At 74.8% G+C, this 17,896-nt stretch carries 8 protein-coding genes; 5 read left to right on the top strand and 3 right to left on the bottom strand.

Translation table 11 applies throughout. The annotated features are described in order from the left end of the window. Nucleotides 1-102 precede the first annotated feature (102 nt). Nucleotides 103-1,530 (top strand): DUF1266 domain-containing protein, encoded by a 1,428-nt coding sequence (locus ABTW95_RS26055; RefSeq protein WP_396445983.1) that lies wholly within the window; start codon nt 103-105, stop codon nt 1,528-1,530. Nucleotides 1,531-1,534: 4 nt separating this feature from the next. Here the strand turns inward: ABTW95_RS26055 and ABTW95_RS26050 are convergent, their stop codons facing one another. Beyond that, nucleotides 1,535-2,029 (bottom strand): hypothetical protein, encoded by a 495-nt coding sequence (locus ABTW95_RS26050; RefSeq protein ID WP_396445982.1) that lies wholly within the window; start codon nt 2,027-2,029, stop codon nt 1,535-1,537. Continuing rightward, entirely contained in the window at nt 2,026-3,714 is a 1,689-nt protein-coding gene (locus ABTW95_RS26045) for a CpaE/TadZ family protein (RefSeq protein WP_500227647.1), read from the bottom strand. Before ABTW95_RS26045 ends, ABTW95_RS26050 begins: the two co-directional genes overlap by 4 nt. Nucleotides 3,715-3,933: 219 nt before the next feature. On the opposite strand from ABTW95_RS26045, the gene ABTW95_RS26040 reads away from it, so the two are divergent. Beyond that, entirely contained in the window at nt 3,934-4,749 is an 816-nt protein-coding gene (locus tag ABTW95_RS26040; protein ID WP_396454087.1) for a flagellar basal body-associated FliL family protein, read from the top strand. 63 nt (nt 4,750-4,812) lie between these two features. Here ABTW95_RS26040 and ABTW95_RS26035 read toward each other — a convergent pair whose 3' ends face one another. Beyond that, the gene (locus ABTW95_RS26035; protein ID WP_396445980.1) at nt 4,813-5,109 is read right to left on the bottom strand and encodes a hypothetical protein; all 297 of its coding nucleotides are present in this window, start codon (nt 5,107-5,109) and stop codon (nt 4,813-4,815) included. A gap of 229 nt (nt 5,110-5,338) precedes the next feature. Here ABTW95_RS26035 and ABTW95_RS26030 point away from each other — a divergent pair, with 229 nt between their 5' ends. Genes ABTW95_RS26030 through ABTW95_RS26020 form a run of 3 tightly spaced genes read left to right on the top strand, consistent with a single transcriptional unit; the run spans nt 5,339 to nt 17,894 of the window. Continuing rightward, complete coding sequence (locus ABTW95_RS26030; protein ID WP_396445979.1) at nt 5,339-5,743, top strand: YbaB/EbfC family nucleoid-associated protein; 405 nt, start codon at nt 5,339-5,341, stop codon at nt 5,741-5,743. Further along, nucleotides 5,740-6,042, top strand: coding sequence for a WXG100 family type VII secretion target (locus ABTW95_RS26025; RefSeq protein WP_396445978.1), 303 nt, complete (start codon nt 5,740-5,742; stop codon nt 6,040-6,042). The genes ABTW95_RS26030 and ABTW95_RS26025 overlap by 4 nt, the downstream gene beginning before the upstream one ends. A gap of 8 nt (nt 6,043-6,050) precedes the next feature. After that, nucleotides 6,051-17,894 carry a DUF8616 domain-containing protein gene (locus tag ABTW95_RS26020; RefSeq protein ID WP_500227646.1) on the top strand — a complete coding sequence of 3,948 codons (11,844 nt, stop codon included), beginning with the start codon at nt 6,051-6,053 and terminating at the stop codon, nt 17,892-17,894. The last annotated feature ends 2 nt before the right edge of the window (nt 17,895-17,896 follow it).

Below are 17,896 nucleotides of genomic sequence, written 5' to 3'. Positions count from 1 at the left end.
GCCCCCGGCGACCCGGCCTGATCCGGACACGCGGGACGACCCGCCGCACACGGCCACTCCGGCGGATGATCTACCCGGAACGGATGATGTACGGTCCTGCCCATGGGGACGGCCGGGCAGCTCGACGCGCTTGAGCGGGCCGTCCGGGGGACGCTCGCCGAGGGGTCGTTCGAGTTCGACGGCGACGCCGCCGTCCTGCGGATCGAGGGGTCGCTCGTCCACACCGCCGGCTGCTTCCTCGGGTTCGGTGCGGGCGGCGTGGTGCTGCTGCTCGCCGGGGCCGTGCTGTCCCTCGCCGGGCTGCCGGACGAGGCGCGGTGGGCGCTCGCGCCCGGCGCCGGCCTGCTCGCCGCGGTGGCGTGCTTCCTGCTGCTGTGGCGCTTCACCCCGCTCGCCCGGCTGTGGCCGGACCTGGAGCTGCGGTTCGCCGAGCGGGCCATCGTGCACCGCCGCACCCGGATACCGTTCGGCGACCTGCGCCCCGAGCACCTGGTGTGGCGCACCGGGCCGTTCTTCCGCCGGCTCTGCGTCCGGCACCCGTCGCTCCGCAAGCAGCTCGCCGGGTTCTCCGGCGGCGAGAAGCAGCAGGCCGAGGAGTTCCGCAGGCGGCTCTGGGAGCTGATCTCCGCGCCCGACCTGCCGGGGGTCCTCGCCCACGGCGGCGGCCTCACCCCGGTGCAGCGCTGGATCATCGGGGCGGCCGCCCCCTACGGCGCCGTCAACGGGTTCCGGGTGGACCGGCTCGGCGCCGCGCCGGGCGAGTCCGCCGCGGCCGCCGACCGCCGCACCGCGCACGACCTGCTGCGCGACCCGTGGGGAGCCTACGACCTCGAACAGCTGCTCGCCGCCGCCAACTGGCTCGTCCAGGACGGGCACCGCGCCGACTTCGCCCGCGACGCCCGACTCGCCGCCCGGCCCCCGGCCGCGCGGGAGGAGTACGGGAGGCTGCTGCGCGAGGTCGACGGCCTCATCGCCGCCGACCGGCTCGAACCGCCGTTCGTGGAGCGGCTGATCGAGCTGGTCCGGGTCCGGTACGGGGACGAGGGCGGCGCGTACGCGCGGCTCGTCCCGGCGCTGCTGCGGGACGAGCCCGGCGCGGACGCGAGCGAGGAGGGCGCCGAGCTGGCGCACTTCCTCCACCGGCTCTTCAACGACCGCGGCCACGCAGCGGCGGAGCTGCACCGGCTGAAGGTCCTCGCCGACCCGGCGCTGCGCGCCGGCGTGGGGCGCTTGCTCATCTGGGACTACGGGCGCGCGCTGATGCTCTACCGGTGGGGCCACATGGTCGGGTGGCTGACCGAGGAGTACTGCTGGGAGCGGATGCTGCCGCTGGCGATCGACATCCAGCGGCGGTACTCGTCGTGGCGGGACATGTCCGCCTGCTACCTGCAGGGGCGGCTGCTCGGGTCGGGCGGCGGCGGGAAGGCGCAGGCCGAGTACGAGCGGCTCGTCGAGGAGCTCCACCACGAGCCGCGCAGCCCGTGGAACCTCGTCCCCTGGGACCTGGACCTCACCCGCGACTGGCCCTGACGGCTCAGCCGATCACACCGCCCTGGTAGGCGGCGCCGCCCGCGTCGCCGGCCGGGCCCGGGAAGCCGCCCGATCCGCCGCCGGCCCGGCCCGCGCCCTCGCCGCCCTGGTCGTACGCCCGCCAGCTGCGGGCCGGGGCGTCGGCGGCGCCCTCCGGGTACACCATCCCGCCGAGCCAGCGGACGAGGGAGTCGGCGAACTTGCGCGCGACGCGCATCGCGTCCGGCAGGTCGGCGGACGCCCGGACGTCCACCCACCAGACCGGCTCGGCGACCCGGGCCGCGAACTCCGCGCCGAGCAGCCGGCCGATCTCGCCCTCCACCGACACCTGCACCGGGTCCTCGATGGAGACGAGCAGGCGGCCCTCGCCGTCGTGCAGCCGCGTCGGCTCGGGCTCGCCGCCGCGCAGCTCCAGCGGCTCGCCCATCGCGATCATGCCGTCGGCGATGGCGTGCACGTCGGGGCGGCGGCGCACCAGCGCGACCAGGTCGCTGCTCATCGCGCCACCCCCGCGGCCAGCGAGCGGGAGAACACCTCGTGGACGACGCGGGTCACGGCCGCCCGCGCGGCGGCGGAGATGCGGGACATGTCGAGCGAGCTGCCGGTCGCGAGCTGCCGGTCGTACGGGACGAGCACCACGGGCAGCCCCCACGCGGAGAGCATCTGGTGCGCGCGCTGCAGGTCGGCGCCCACCTGCGGCGCGTGCGACACCATCGCGATGACCGTGCGCGGCAGGAGCGTCTGCTGGTTGCTCGCCGCGAACCACTCCAGCGCCCCGCGCGCGCTCAGCGCGCCGTCGACCGTGCCGGGGGTGACCAGCACCAGGCCGTGCGAGTCGGCGATGACGCCGCGGTTGACCTCGGTGAGGATGCCCGCGCCGCAGTCGACGACCGTCGCGGCGACGTACCGGCTGACCGCGCCGAGCGCGGTCTGGAACGTCTCCAGCGTGAACTCCCCCGCGATGCGCCCGCCGCGCGTGGACGACAGCACGTACAGGCCGTCGGGGGTGCGGGTCAGGAAGCGCTCCGCCTCCTCGAACGTGTGCGGGTTCTGCGCCGCGAGGTCGAACAGCGACAGCTGCGAGTGGACGCCGAGGCGCAGCGGCAGCGACCCGAGCTCGGCGTCGGCGTCGGCGGCCAGCACCCGGTCGGCGCGGTGCCGGGCCAGCTCCGTCGCGAGCAGCGCCGCCATCGTGGTCTTGCCGGCGCCGCCGCGCACGCTCGCCACCGCGATCTGCCGCGAACTCGGCACCGGGCGCTGCATCAGCTCGGCGAACGCGGCCCGCTCCCGGGCCTCCCGCGCGCCGCCGCCCATCGCGTTGCGGACGCCGCGCCCCACGCGGCGGGCGAGGGGGTCGCCGTGCTGGTTCCGGCGGACGAGGTCGTGCGCCGGGATCTGGTGGCCGCCGGGGGTCTGCTCCTGCGGGACGGGCTGCGCGGGCGCCTGCTGCTGCGCGGCGGCGCTCGCGTCCGCTCCCTGGGCGGCGCCTTCGCCGGACGGCACGGCACCGAGGACGGGGTTGACCGCGGACTCCCAGTCGAAGTCGGAGTGGACCAGGGGCTCGGCCTGGTTGGGCTGGGCCTGGTTCGGCTGGGGCTGGGCGTCGTGCTGGGGCTGGGCGTCGTGCTGGGGCTGGGCGTCGTGCTGGGCGGGGTCCTGGGCCGCCTGCTGCTGGACCGCCGCCTGCTGCTGGGCCTCGTGCTGCGCCGCCTGCTGCTGCGCCGGCTGCTGGGCGAACACCTGCTGGGCGGCGGCCTGCTGCGCGGCCGCGTGCTCGGCGGCGGCCCGCTCCGCGGCGGCCTGCTCGGCGGCGTGCCGTGCCGCCGCGTGCCGCCCGGCGGCGTCCGGGGCCGGGTGCGGGGACGTCTCGGCCTGCGGCTGCGCGTCGGGCAGCAGCGGGGCCGGGGCGTCGGACGCGGCGGGCGCCTGCTCGGCGGGCCGGGCGAACGGCGGCGCCTCGGGGGCCGCCGGCGAGGCGGCCGCGACGGGCTGCGGGACGGGCTGCTGCGCGGGCTGCGGGGCCGGCACCGCGGACGGCTGCCGTTCCGGCGCGGACCGGGGCGGCGCCTCAGCGCCCCAGGACGCCTCGGCCTTGCCGTGCGGTGCGGCGTCGAGCCGCTCTAGCCCCCGCCGCGACACACCGATCTCGCGCAGCACCGCCTGCTGCCAGCTGGAGTCGGACACCTGCCTCCCCTCTCACCGGCCAGCCTACGAGACACTCGTCGCCGCACGCACCGGGACGGGTGCGCGACCCGTCCCCCACAGATTAGAAGTCCTACGGTCCAAGGGTTTCACCGGCACGGGGACCTGCACAGGGAAATCCACCATGAATTCCCCTGAACCGTCCGCGGGTTCCGCGGGTCTTAGTTCACACCCCGCCTGTGACACCACCCGGGAGTGACCATGAACCCCCCACCCTGGCCCGGTCAGCCGCCCGGCGGGCCCGGATTCCCGCCGCCCCCCGGCCCGCCGCCGCTGCCCGGCGGCCCCGGCTTCCCGCCGCCGAATCCCCGGCGCGGCGGTGCGCTGGTGCCGCTGCTCATCATCGGCACGGTGCTGGTCCTGGCCGTGATCGGCACGGGCGCCTTCCTCGTCCTCGGCGGCGATGACGACGACCCGGCCCGCACGGCGTCGCTGCCGTCTGCGTCGCTGCCGGCCGCGTCGCAGTCCCCGGCCGGGGGTCCCACCGACGAGCCCACGGCGGAGCCGACGCCGACCAGTTCCAGCGGCGGCGCGGTCGACCCGGCCGGCGTCCTCACCCGGACGATCCGGACCGCGAAGGGCAACACGTTCACCAGGGCGGGGACCCGCACCGAGTCGTGCGAGACCCGCGCGAACTCCGTGCTGCTGCCGGCGCTGCGGCGGCACCCGTGCGTGGGGGACATGTACTCGGCCGTCTACGCCAACCCGTCCAAGCAGATCATCACGGCGGTCTCGATCCTGAAGTTCGCGAGCCCGTCGGACGCGGCCCTCGTCAAGGGCTACACGAGCCGGGAGGGCTGGCCGAAGCTGCTGACGCCGTCGGTCGCCAGCGGGCTGCCGCAGCCGAAGGCCGACCCGGCGTACTGGACGCGGACGTGGACGCAGGGGTCCACGGTCGTGTACGCCCAGTCGTACTGGTCCAGCGGCGGCCCGACCGGCGACCGCACCGGCAGCGTCTTCGCGACGGCGGGCGAGCTCGGCGTCGAGGTCGTCAACACCCTGCTGTGGAGCGGGTGAGCGCCGGCGAGCGGCGGGCCCGCGGGGCCCGCCGCGCTTCCCGCCGCGCTCCCGGCCGGTTCGTCAGCCGTCCTCGCCCGGCTGCCGCCCGGCGTCCCGCCGGCGCGCCTCCTTGCGGGCCATCGCCGACTCGTACGCCGCCAGGGCGCGCTCCCCGCCGGGACGCAGCTCGAACCGGATACCCCGGTCGCCCTCGTACGGGTTCCGGTGGTCGAACCCGCCGCGGTAGATCTCGTCCGGTATCCGCTCGGGGAAGGCTTCGCAGTAGGGGATCCAGCGGTCGAGCGATGTCTCCGCGCCAGGGTTGGACCTCTTCTGCAACCGCACGCAGGCGTCACAGATGTTCGGTCTCCTGCGCATCGTCCGCCACCCTCCAAGGTCGAACCACCGGTCGCCGCAGTACTGCAACCCGAAGTGTTCCATACGCCCGGCCCGGCGCGGCGTCCGCCGCCCATCCCGGCCTTACCTATCGTGCGATACCGGTTGCAAAATCGGTCTTGAAAGCCGTATAAAATGATCAATCCCTGTGTGTCTGTGATCGTGCGCGGTCGCGGGCTCTTGCAAGCTCCCGACGAACAGAGGGGTGCCTGTGCGCGCTGAATGGCAGGCGCATATCGACGAACTCCTGCAGACCTACCAGGAGAAGCGCCGGCAGATCGCAGACATGCAGTCCCGGCTGGAGGCCATCGAGGCCGAGGCGGAGGCCGCCGACGGCATGGTGCGGGTGAAGGTCGACCGGCAGGGCCGGCTGACCTCGCTCGAACTCGACCCCCGCGTGCAGCGCAAGCTCGGCTCCGAGCAGCTCGCCGAGTCGATCCTTGAGGCCGCGAAGGACGCGCAGGCCCAGGTCGCCGACCAGATGCGCGCGGCGATGCAGGGCCTGGTGCCCGAGGGCGCGGACGAGGGCGGCGGCTTCGACATCACCAAGGTGCTGCCGGAGCGTCCCGACGACTTCGAGGCGATCCGCGAGCGCCTGGGGATCCCGCCGCGATGACCTACGAATACCTGGAAGTCGACACAGAAGAGCTGAAGCGCGCGGGCAAGGGCTTCCACGACGGCGCCAACCAGCTCAAGGCCATCTACGACCGCCTCAACTCGGCGCTCATGGCCGAGGGCGAGTGCTGGGGCACCGACGAGACCGGCAAGACGTTCGCCGAGGGCTACAAGGAGCCGAGCACGCAGGTCCTGGAGTCCTTCCCCAAGCTCCAGAAGGGCCTGGACGGCATCAAAAAGGGCGTCGACCAGATGGCCAAGACCTACAAGCAGGCAGAGGACGCCTCCAGGCTGAAGTGAGCTGATCCGTGGGTCTTGAAATCCCAGAACCGGTCCAGTGGCTGTCCTGGATCATCGGTGCCGACTGGCCCGAGGGCGACGAGACGGCGATGCGCCGGTGCGCCGAGGCGTGGCGCACCGCCGGCACCGAGATCAACGAGCTGATCGAGGACCTCAACCAGACGGCGTCCGACGTCCGCGCCGCACTGGACAGCGGCGCCGCCGACGAGTTCGGCAAGAGATGGGACCAGTGGGTCTCCACCGACCCCCAGATCCTGACGAAACTCGTCGAGTCGTGCGGCCAGCTCGGCGAGACACTGGACGGCGGCGCGCTCGACATCGAGTACGCGAAGTACATGTTCATCGCGCTGCTGATCGTCACGGCGATCGAGATCGCCTATCTGATCGCGGCGGCCTTCGCGACCTTCGGCGCGTCCACCGCGGCCATCCCCGCCGTGGAGGCGGGGGCCCAGGTCGCGTCCAGAACGATCTTCCAGCGGCTGCTTGAGTGGCTGAGCCGGCGGTTCCTCGGCGCCGTCCTGAAGGGCGCCCTGGTCGGCGCCCTGGAGGGCGGCGGGCTCGACCTGCTCGTCCAGGGCGTGCAGATCGCGCAGGGCAACCGGGACGGCGTCGACTGGAAGAAGACCGGCTCGGCCACCCTGGACGGCGCGATAGGCGGCGCCATCTCCGGCGGCATCGGGCACGGCATCGGCAAGATCCCCGGCGTGAGCGAGACCGCCGACACCGCGCTGGGCAACATGGCCAAGGGCATGGTGCGCGACGGCGTGTCCGAGGCCATCAGCGGCGTGGCCGGCACGGTCGCCACCGCCGCGATCCACGGCGACCCGCTGACCTGGGACGCCATCGCCAAGGGCGCCACGTCGGGCGCGTTCGGCGGCGCAGTCGGCGGCGGCAAGGACGGGCTCAACGACTTCAACTCGCACGTGCCCGGCACCAACACCCCGACCCCGGACACTCCCCCGGCTCCGACGCCCACGCCGACGCCGGACCCGAGCCCTTCACCCTCGCCTTCCCCGTCCCCCTCGCCGTCAGGCGGGGGCGGTGACGGCGGCGGAGGCGGCGGCTCCAACTACGGCGGCGGAGGCGGCAGCGGGGGCGGCGGTGGCGGCTCCCACTCCGGCGGCGGAGGCGGCGGAGGCTCCTACTCCGGCGGAGGAGAAGGCGGCGGAGGCGGCGGCTCGCATACCGGCGGAGGAGGCGGCGGAGGCGGCGGCAACCGCATCGCGACGCTGCTCGGAGACACCGGCGGCGGTGGCGGCGGAGGCGGCGGCGCCTCCCTGGCCTCCGCGACCCCCGACGGCGGATCGCCCTCGGGCGGATCGAGCGGCGGCGGCCTCGGCGGGAACCCGGCCGCGTTCGGCGGCTCGTCCCCGTCCGGCGGCGGTTCCGCGGGCGGCGGCCCCGGCGCCGGCGGCCCGGTCGGCGGCGGCCCGACGGGCGGCGCGGCCCCCGGCGGCGTAGCCCCCATGGGCGGCGGCCCGGCTCCCGGAGCCACCGCCCCCGCGGGAGGCTCCACCGCGTCCGGCGGCTCTTCCGCGTCCGGAGGCTCCTCGTCGTCCGGTGGCAGCTCCTCGTCGTCGGGCGGGTCCTCGTCCGGCAGCGGCTCGTCCTCGGCGCCCGGCCGCGGCGGAACACCGTCCTCGACCCCGTCTTCGGCCGGCGGCGGCTCTTCGTCCGGGGGCGGCTCGTCTCCGGGCGGCACCAGCGCCGGCGGCGGCTCCGGAACCCGCGGTGGTTCCAGCACGTCGGGCGACGGCTCGTCCACGCGGGGCGGCGACCGCTCCACCGCACACGACGGTCCGTCCACCGCGCACGACGGCCCCTCCACCGCGCACGACGGCCCCTCCACGACGCACACCGACCCGTCCACCACCCACGACGGCGCGTCCGACGGCGCCCCGTCAGAGCACCCCGCCTCCCCCACCCCCGGCGACAGCACGCCGGCTCCCGGGGACAGCACGCCGGCTCCCGGGGAGAGCAGGCCCGGTTCCACCTCTCCCGAGACACCGCACGGAGAGACGGCACCGCACAGCAGCACCCCGTCACCGACTCCCGGTGGCGAGACGAGCGCTTCCACCGCGCCCGGCGGCAACGGCTCCACACCAGGCGGCACCTACACGACACCTCCCGCCGGCTCAACGTCCGGCGGCACGGCGAGCGGCACCACTCTCGGCGACAGGACCGCGCCCCGCGACGGAACCGCACCCCGCCCCGAAACCGCACCCGGCGATGGAACCGCCTCGGCCACCGCCACGCCCCCGGCTGGCGGGACCACGCCCTCCAATGGGAGCACGTCACCCGACGGCGCGACGCCCGGCGACGGGACCACGCGCCCCAGCGGAGCCACGCCCGGCGACGGCGCCACCGCACCGGCCGGTGGAGGCACGCCCGGCGACGGCTCCACGTCCGGCGGGTCCACGCCTGACGGCGGGTCCGCCTCGGACGGGTCCACGCCTGGCGGGTCCACGCCCGGTGAAGGCGAGACGCCGGCTCCCGGCGCGAGGGGCACGAGCACCGCCTCCGACTCGGAGCCGCGCGGCTCCGACGGGTCCAACGAGGCTCAGGACGCCATGGCGCGGCCCGAGGACGGCTCCGGCGGGCAGCCGGCGGGCTTCATCGCGCCCATGCCGATGCCCATGGGCGCCTTCGGCGGGCCGGCGGGGACCGCCTCCCCGGGCGGTGTCTCCGGCGGCCCCTCCGGCGGAGGCCCGGAGCGGACGCCCAGTTCCCCGTCGTCGTCCCGTCCGGAACGTTCTGCGGACGGCGGCCAGAAGCTGGAGTCTCCGCGCCCCAAGCAGGAGGCGAAGCCGTACGAGCCCGCCGACCCCGGCTCGCAGCCGCAGCCGTCCCCGGTCGAGAACGTGGACGGCGACGGAGTCGTCCGCAACGAGCAGTCGCCGCCCGCCGACGCGGCGCAGCCGGACGGGGACGCGCCGCACAAGAAGGAGGCGGCCGACGGCGGCGCACCCGACGACGGCACGGCTGCCGACGACGGCACGTCCCCCGGGGACGGGTCGGCGGACGAGGCTCAGCAGCTCGCGGACGCGGAGCAGCAGGCGCGGGACATCCTCGCCCAGTTCGGCGACGACGCGCCCACCGTGGACTTCACGTCCAGCCCGATCGACCCCGCCGCGGCGCACGAGGTCAACAACGCCATCCAGCAGCTCGCGGCGGACTACCCGAGCACGATGCGGGGGCTCACCCACATCGGCTCCGAGGACTTCAACCAGTCGCTCGGGCCGGGCAACGACGACGTCCTCGCCTACGCGACCCCCGAGTCCAGCAGCCCCGGCATCTACCTCAACGACGAGGCGTTCGCCGACAACGCGCTGCGGGCCGAGGACGGCGCCGATGAAGAGGCGACCGGCTTCACCGTGCCCGGCGGCGGCTCCACCGAGGGCGTCTTCACCCACGAGTTCGGACACCACCTCGGCGAGCAGCTCCTCAACAACCCGCACATGCTCGCCGACCTCAACCGGGCGGTGTCCAACGCGCTCGGCGTCCCGTACGACGCGACCCAGCCGCACGACGCCGCCACGCAGACACGGGTGGAGAACGCCCTGTCCGGCTACGGGTCCGGCGACCCCCACGAGATGATGGCGGAGGCGTTCACCGAGTACCGCCTCGCCGAGAACCCCCGTCCGCTGGCGCAGGCCATCGGCCAGGTCATGGACCGCCACCTCGGCGCCAACGGCAACAACACCCCGGCGCCGAACACCTCGAACAACGCCGGCGGGAGCTCCACCCCGTCCTCGTCCCAGACCCCGGACGGCTCCACCTCTCCGGACGGCGGCTCCCAGGGCCAGCCCCACCCGAAGGAGAGCGGGCCGGGCTCGGACACCTCCCAGCCGAGTGACGGCCGGCCACGCACCGACGACGCCCCACCGCTCGGCGAGGACGGACGTCCCCGGACCGACAGCGACCAGCCGCGCGCAGACGACGGACGCCCGCTCACCGACAACGAAGCGCAACCCCGAACGGACGAGAGCCAACCCCGCGCCGACAACGACCAACCGCGCGCAGACGAGGGACGTCCACGCACAGACAACGAGCAACCGCTCGGCGAAGACGGACGCCCCCGCACCGACAGCGACCAGCCGCGCGCAGACGACGGACGCCCGCTCACCGACAACGAAGCGCAACCGCGAACCGACGAGGGCCAACCCCGCGCGGACGACGGACGACCCCGCAGCGACAACGACCGGCCGCTCGGCGAAGACGGACGCCCCCGGACCGACAGCGACCAGCCGCGCGCAGACGACGGTCGTCCTCGCACGGACGACGAGGGACGACCGCGTACTGACGGCGAAGACCGGCCGCGCGCGGACGACGGACGCCCGCGCGCGGACGACGACGGGCGGCCGCGGGCGCGGGACGGGCAGCCGCACGATGACTCAGGCGGGCAGCCGCGGCAGGACCCGCCGGAGGGTCTGCCGGAACGCCTGCACGACGCCTGGCACAACAGCGCCGAGACCCCGGCGGGCCGGGCCCTTTACGGGCCGGACGAGCCGCACATGCGGGGCACGGCGGGGATGGTGCCGCCCGACCCCGCGGGCAGGTTCGTCCTCGACGCGCACGGCAACCGCGACGGGGTGATCGTCGGGGACCGGCCGATGAGCGCGGCGGACCTCGCGGCGATCGTCCGCAGCGACCCCAACTGGAACGGGCGCGACGTCCTGCTGCTGGCCAACAACAGCGGCGACGGGCGGTTCGCGGCCGATCTCGCCCAGGAGCTCGGGGTCCGCGTCACGGCCCCGCGGGGGGCCGTCGACCTCAACGCCCACGGCAACCCCGAGTCGACGGGCTGGACGGTCCACGACAGGGACGGCAGCGAGGTGGCGCCCGACCCGGTGCGCCGCTTCACCAGCGACGACGAAGGCCAGTGGTACGGCGACAACCGCCTCGGGCACCAGTTCCAGAACCTGCCGCCGCACCTGCAGAACGCGCTGGTCCAGTACACCGTCCAGTCGATGCCGAACGCGTTCCTGCGGCCCGGCGCCGACCTACCGGGCTTCCTGAACCACATGCAGGGCGAGCACAACACGGCGTGGGCGCTGGCCAACATGAACGGCGGCCGGTCCATGCCGACGCTCGACACCCTGAACCAGTGGGCGGCCAACCCGAACCTGACGCCCGAGCAGCGCGCCCTGGTCGACCACGTGCTGTCGGCGGACGAGCCGGGAGACCGGCTCCGGCAGATCGGCGACAACGCGCGCTACTGGTCGTTCCTGCACGACTACTTCGGCGAGCCCCCCACCGTGGACGCCTTCAACAGGCGCATCGGCGAACTCGACCAGGCGTTGAACCAACGCCTGCCGGAGCCGGTGCAGACCGAGCGCGGCCTCCACGACGTGAGCTTCATGCGCCTCCCCGACGGCACGCCGCTCGGCAGCGGCGACGCGCAACTGCTCGTCGGGTCGATCCAGACGGAGCCGGCGTACATGTCGACGTCGCTCGGGCGCGAGCCCGCCGTGGTCGACAACCGCCCGTTCAGCTACCGGATCCACATGGACCTGCCGGAGGGGTCGCACGGCGTGTGGATGGGCGGCAACAGCGCCTATCCGGACCAGCGCGAACTCGTGCTCCCGCGCGGCACCCGCTACCAGATCACGAGCGTCGACACCAACGCCCGCGACCTCAACGGCAATCCGATCGTCGAGATCCGCGCCACCGTGATCCCTCCGGGCGCCCCGGACCCGGGCCCGCTCAACGCGGGCGGCGCGTCCGCTCCGCACCCCGGCACCGGCAATCCGGCGTACGCCGGGCCGCCGCCGAACCCCGGCCCCTCCCCGCACGCGGGCCCGCCGCCGCACTCCGGCCCGGCAGGTCCCGGCACGTCCGACCCTGGGCCCGCACCCCGCTTCCGCTCCACACCGCCCGCCGACCCGGGCTCCACCCCGTCCCCCGGGACGTCCGACGGCGGCGCCACGCCACACCGTCCCGGCAGCGACGGCCCCGCGGTACGCAGCACCGGCGAGACTGCTGAACCGCCTGCGCGCGGCACCGGCGAACCCGCCACACCCGTTCCAGGGGAACCGGCCGCACACAGCAGCGGCGCGCCCGCCGCACGCGGCACCGGCGAGCCCGGCACCCGTACCACCGGCGAACCCGCCGCACGCAGCACCAGCGAACCCGCCGCACGCAGCGCGGGGGAACCGGGCACACGCAGCACCGGCGAACCCGGCACACGCAGCACCAGCGAACCCGGCACACGCGGCGCTGGCGAACCCGGCACACGCGGCGCTGGCGAACCTGCGGCACGCAGCGCTGGGGAACCCGGCACGCACGGCCCTGGCGAGCCTGGCGCACACGGCAGCGCCGAACCCGCCGCGCGTGGCGCTGGGGAGCCCGCCGCACATCGTGCCGGCGAAGGTGGCGAGCCCGCTGGGCGCGGTGAGGACGCCGCCGCGCGCGGGGACGATGCGGCCCCGCGCTCCGACGACGGCCATCCCCGCGACGAGGACGGGGCGGCCCATGACGGAGACGCCGGGGAGACCCCGCCCGACGGGCTTCCCGATCATCTGCACGATGTCTACCGGGGCAGCCACGAGACCCCCGGAGGGCGCGCCTTCTACGGGCCCGGCGAAAGCGCCATGCGGGACCTCGCCGGGCGGGTGCCCGCCGATCCCGACCGGTTCATCGTCGACGGTCACGGCGACGCCGACGGGATGCGGGTCGGGAACCGCCGGCTCAGCGTCGACGACGTCGCCGACCTGATCCGCAACGACCCGAACTGGAACGGCCGCGAGGTCATGCTGCTGTCCTGCGAGACGGGCGACGGCCAGTTCGCCGCGCAGCTCGCGCAGCGGCTCGGCGTCCCCGTCACGGCCCCGCGCGGGCTCGCCTGGTCGGACTCCGACGGCAACGTCTACGCCTCGTCCGGGCGTCCCGGCGAGGACGGCCGGACGCGTCCCGACCTCCCGCCGAACGGCGGATGGCAGACCCACCGGCCGGACGGCTCCACCACCCCCGCCGGGCGCGACGGGTACGCCCCGGGCCATCCGGTGTCGGACGCCCAGTCGGCCGCGGTGCGCCCGGGCGACGGCGACGAGACCCGCGGCTCGCCGGCACAGCACCCGTGGAACCCGCCGCAGGTCGACAGAGCCGCCACCCAGAACCACCACCTGCGGCCAGGTGAGCACGCCGCGGACCTCGACTATCCGCCGCAGGAGGGCCGCCACCGCATCCTGGCGCTGGACGAGGACGGGCACCCCGTCCTGGACGAGAACGGGCAGCAGATCGTCCGGTCGATCGTCTACACGAACGCCGACGGCCAGGTCACCCACGTCACCAACCCGCAGGCCGAGGGCGAGCCGGCGGCACTGCGGAACCCGAACGAGAACATCGACCTGACCCAGCCGAGGCCGGGCGTCGTCCATCAGATCGACTTCGGCCGGGGCGATCCGCACGTCTTCACGGGCGAGGACGGCGGACAGTCGCCGGCCGCCGCGCCGTTCGACCCGCCGACCCGCACGGCCGACGGCGAACCGCTGAACGACGTGACCGAGCGCGGGTTCGATCCCGCGGGCGAGCCGTTCAGCGCGCGGCAGCCGCTGGAGCCGGACTCGCGGATCGCCGTCTACGACAACGACGGCAACCTGCACGGCATCTTCTGGACGGACGGCAACGGCAACATCACCCACGTCCGCACGTGGTACGGCGACCAGGACGGCGTCGCCAACTACAACGGCGAACTCGGCCTGCTCACCCACCAGGACGACGGGGTCCCCCTCCCCAACGTCAACTACATGGTCGAGCCGCGCGAGCGCTTCCAGAACCTGGACCCCGCGGACTTCGATCCGGTCGACGCCGTCCGCCGCGGCGACCTCGGTGAGCAGAGGGACCCCGGCGAGGACGGGCTTCCCGATGCCGACGACCCGAGCGGCACCCCATCGCCGGCCTACCGGGTCGAGCCCGGGACGTTCCTCTTCCACACCGACGCCAACGGCCAGGCGGACATGGCCACCGGACGCCCCGACTACGACGCGGGCGGCAGAAGCCGTTACGGAGTGCAGACACACGTCGGGCGCATGGGGAACGACGAGTATTCCGGTCCCCGGTTCAATGGCGGCCACATTTTCGGACACCAGGGGGACGGCCCGCGGGAGCGGATCAATTACTTCCCGCAGTGGAATGTCGAGAACCAGGGCAAGAACGCCCATCAGGTCACCCGTCCGGAAAGCTGGTACGGCCTTGAGGAGCAACTGGCAAAGCTCCACAAGGACGATGAGAACAACATTTTCGTCGACCGGTTCGAGTTCTTCGCGGAACCGAACCACAACGACACGGGCGGGCTCGCGTACACCCCGCAGGTGATCCACGCGCGCTGGGCGCAGACGAATTTCAATACCGTCCCGCCGACCACGACCGTCCACTACCGGACGTTCTACAACCTCCCGCCGAACCATCTCGGCACATCGGCCGCGACGCCCGTCAATCCGGACGGCTCTCCGAAGGGCCCGGCGCGCCCGTTCGGCTGGGCGGAACCGGCGTCCCGGTCGGCGGGCGAGCCTCCCGAGCCGATGGCCCGCTCGGCGGACCCGACTCCCCCGGACGGCGCCGCGTCCCGCCCGGAACCAGCGGCCGGCGAGCCCCGCCCGGACGGCGAGCCCCGCCCGGACGGCCAGGCCCGCCCGGACGGCGGTCCGCACTCGGATGACGCGCCCCCGCAGCGTGCGTCCGACGAGGTGATGCGGCAGATCCACGACGACCCGCGGGTCCGGGAGATGCTGGACCGGGCCGGAGAGCCGCTCGGCGAGCAACTGGCCGCGCAGCTGCGCGACACGCTGCCGAACCACCCCGAGCTGGCCCGGATCATGGCGGGGCGGGATCTGAACGACCTGGAGACGTCCCTCCGCGATTCGCTTCTCGCTCGGCCGAAGACGCTGAACAGCGTCCTGAGCCACCCCGAGGCCGTCGGCATCCTCGAAGGGGCCGTGCACGACGTCAACGAGCGCGGCGCGGAGGCGATCCTCGGCGGGGACGGGGTGAAGGCGCAGCCGACGCCGCTCACCCCCGAGCAGGAGCAGATCAGCCGGGACCTGGCCGACGCCGTCGTGAACGAGCGGCAGCCCGGGGAGAGCCTCGAACCGCGGGTCGCACCCGACCAGCCGGACTTCGACCTGTCCAGAGTCGACCCGGACCTGGGACGCGACGACCCGTACCTCAACGAGTACCTGGACGGCCTGTACGACGCCAAGCACGAGTCCGAGGCGCTGCTGCACGCGCTCGTCCACGACCCGGAACTCACGGAGATGGGGGCGGACCCGAAGCTGCGTCCGGGCGACAAGGACCGGGTCCGCGCCCTCGACAAGATCATTGGCGACTACGGAGGGGACGCGAGCCGCCTGAACGACCTGCTCGGCGCACGGATCCAGTTCCGTTCCGTGGAGGGGCTCTACCAGGCGCTCGGCAGCATCCACCGGATCGCCGGCGAGCACGGCGTGCAGATCACGTCGGTTAAGGACCGGATGCAGAACCCGGTGCCGAGCGGCTACCGCGACGTCCAGCTGACGATCCGGATGCCGAACGGCCACATCGGCGAGCTGCGGCTGCACCTGCGCTCGATCGACGACGTCGCCTCCTACGAGCACTCCCTGTACGAGGTGCGCCGGGACCTGCCGAACGTCGCGGAATCCCAGAACCGCGACGTCACCCGTGAAGAGGCCGCGCTCGACGAGGCCATCAAGCAACGCGTGATCGGCCGTTTCCAGGAGGCCCTGGACGAGGCGCTCGCCGGCCCCGATCAGCGCCCCGGCACCGGCGGAACGACCGGCACGCCACCGCCGGACGACTCGCCCCCGGGCTCCGGCCCCGACCCGGACGACGGTCCGCCGCCGCCCGGCAATGGCCCGGTTCCGGGCACCGGCCCCGCCCCCGGCGGCGCGCCGCTTCCCGACAGCGCTCCGCCCAGCGGCGACGGCCCGACCCCCGGCAGCAGCCCGGCTCCGGGCAGCGATCCAGGTCCGAGCAGTGGCCCGGTGCCCGGCCACGGACCCGTCCCCGGCGACGCACCGGCATCCGGCAACGGACCAGCGCCAGGAAACGGGCCGTCCTCCGGTAGCGGGTCGGCGCCGGGCGACGGTCCTGCGCCGGGGGACGGGGCGGCGGCTCGGCTGGCGGGGGCAGCTCGGCCGGATGTGGCGGCCAAGTACGGCTGGTACTCCGAGCCCTCACCGGCGACGCCCGCGCACGGGCCGGGCACGACGCCCGCGCACGGGCCGGGCACGACGCCCGCGCACGGGCCGGGCGTCGAGCACGGCGTCGGCGACGTCCAGCGGCACTCGGACGAGTCCCCGCACGACCGGGACGGCGACGGTACGGGCGACACCGAGTCCCCGGTGCCGGGCGATCTGCCGGAGCACCTGCACGACGTCTTCCGGGACAGCGAGAGCACCCCGGCCGGGCGGTCGTTCTTCGGCCCGGACGAGACCGCCATGCGCGACCTCGCCCGGCGCGTCGCGCCCGACCCCGACACGTTCGTGGTCGACGGGCACGGCGACCCGGACGGGCTGCGGGTGAACGGGAGGCGGCTGAGCGCCGACGACCTCGCCGCGCTCATCCGCAGCGACCCCGACTGGGACGGCCGCCGGGTCATGCTGCTGTCCTGCCGGACCGGCGAGGGCGACTTCGCCGCCCAGCTGGCGCAGCGGCTCGGCGTGCCGGTGGTGGCGCCGCGCGGCCTCGTCTGGTCCGACTCCGACGGCAACGTGTTCGCCTCGTCCGGCCGCACGGACGCGGACGGGCGGCAGCGCCCCACCTGGCCGCCGGACGGCGGCTGGGACGTGCACCGCCCCGACGGCACCGTCCTCGCCGGCGACGACGCCCGCCCGCCCGGCCACCCGCAGGGCGACGCGGGGCCGCGCGACCCGCACGGCGAGCCGCCGGACGCGGAGGCCCGCGGGCTGCGCGACTGGCTGCGGCCGGAGGGCCGGACGGACCCCGACGGGGTCCACCGGTTCGACACCGACCGGCAGGGCGAGCGGTACGGCGAGAACCGGCTCGGGCACGTCTTCCGCCACCTGCCCGAGCCGCTGCGGCGCGCCGCCTGGTGGTACACGCGGCAGTCGATGCCGAACCGGTTCCTGCGTCCCGGCGGCCCGGACCTCGGCGCCCACCTGAACCGGCTCGCGTGGTCGGAGTGGTCCGCCGTGCAGCTGCACCACCTGAACGGCGGGCGGATGCCGACCCGGCTGGAGGAGATCGTCCGGCTGCGGAGCCGCACCGACCTCGACCCGCACCAGCGGCAGCTTGTGGACCGGCTGCTGGCGCCGCCGCTGACGTCGGTGACGGCGCGCCTCGAACAGCTGCGCGCCGACCACCAGGAGCGGCACTGGCTGCGCCAGTACCTCGGCGAGGAGCCGACGGAGCAGGCGTTCTGGCGGCGCATCGCCGAGCTTGACCAGGCGCTGAACCAGCCGCTGCCGGAGCCCGTCCAGGCGGTGCGCGGCCTGTCCGACCTCAACTTCCTGCTCGGCCGGGACGGCCTGCCGCTGAACGGGCGCGACCCCGTCGCCAACCTGGTCGGCACGGTGCAGACCGAGGCCGCCCCGATGTCCACGTCGCTCGGACGCGACCCGGCCCAGGTGGACGGGCATTCGTTCGGCAACCGGGTCCGCCTGGTCCTGCCGCCCGGGAGCCGCGGGCTGTGGATGGGCTCCGCGAGCGCGTTCCCCGACCAGCGGGAGCTGATCCTGCCGCGCGGTACCCGCTACCAGATCACCAGCGTCGTGCACACCGGATACGAGAGGGTCGTGCTCCGCGACGGAACCTCGGTGCGCCGCCCGACCTACGATGTAGAGGCCGTGGTAATCCCGCCGGCTCCGCCTCCTCCGCCCAGGTCAGGGCCATGATG

The organism is Spirillospora sp. NPDC127506 (assembly GCF_040302145.1).
Taxonomy (GTDB): Bacteria; Actinomycetota; Actinomycetes; order Streptosporangiales; family Streptosporangiaceae; genus Spirillospora.
This window is presented reverse-complemented; position numbering and strand designations above follow the sequence as displayed.

Coding starts and splice junctions, on each gene's coding strand:
- ABTW95_RS26035 (WP_396445980.1), bottom strand. CDS start 5,109: ATGCGCAGGAGACCGAACATCTGTGACGCCTGCGTGCGGTTGCAGAAG.
- ABTW95_RS26025 (WP_396445978.1), top strand. CDS start 5,740: ATGACCTACGAATACCTGGAAGTCGACACAGAAGAGCTGAAGCGCGCG.
- ABTW95_RS26040 (WP_396454087.1), top strand. CDS start 3,934: ATGAACCCCCCACCCTGGCCCGGTCAGCCGCCCGGCGGGCCCGGATTC.
- ABTW95_RS26055 (WP_396445983.1), top strand. CDS start 103: ATGGGGACGGCCGGGCAGCTCGACGCGCTTGAGCGGGCCGTCCGGGGG.
- ABTW95_RS26050 (WP_396445982.1), bottom strand. CDS start 2,029: ATGAGCAGCGACCTGGTCGCGCTGGTGCGCCGCCGCCCCGACGTGCAC.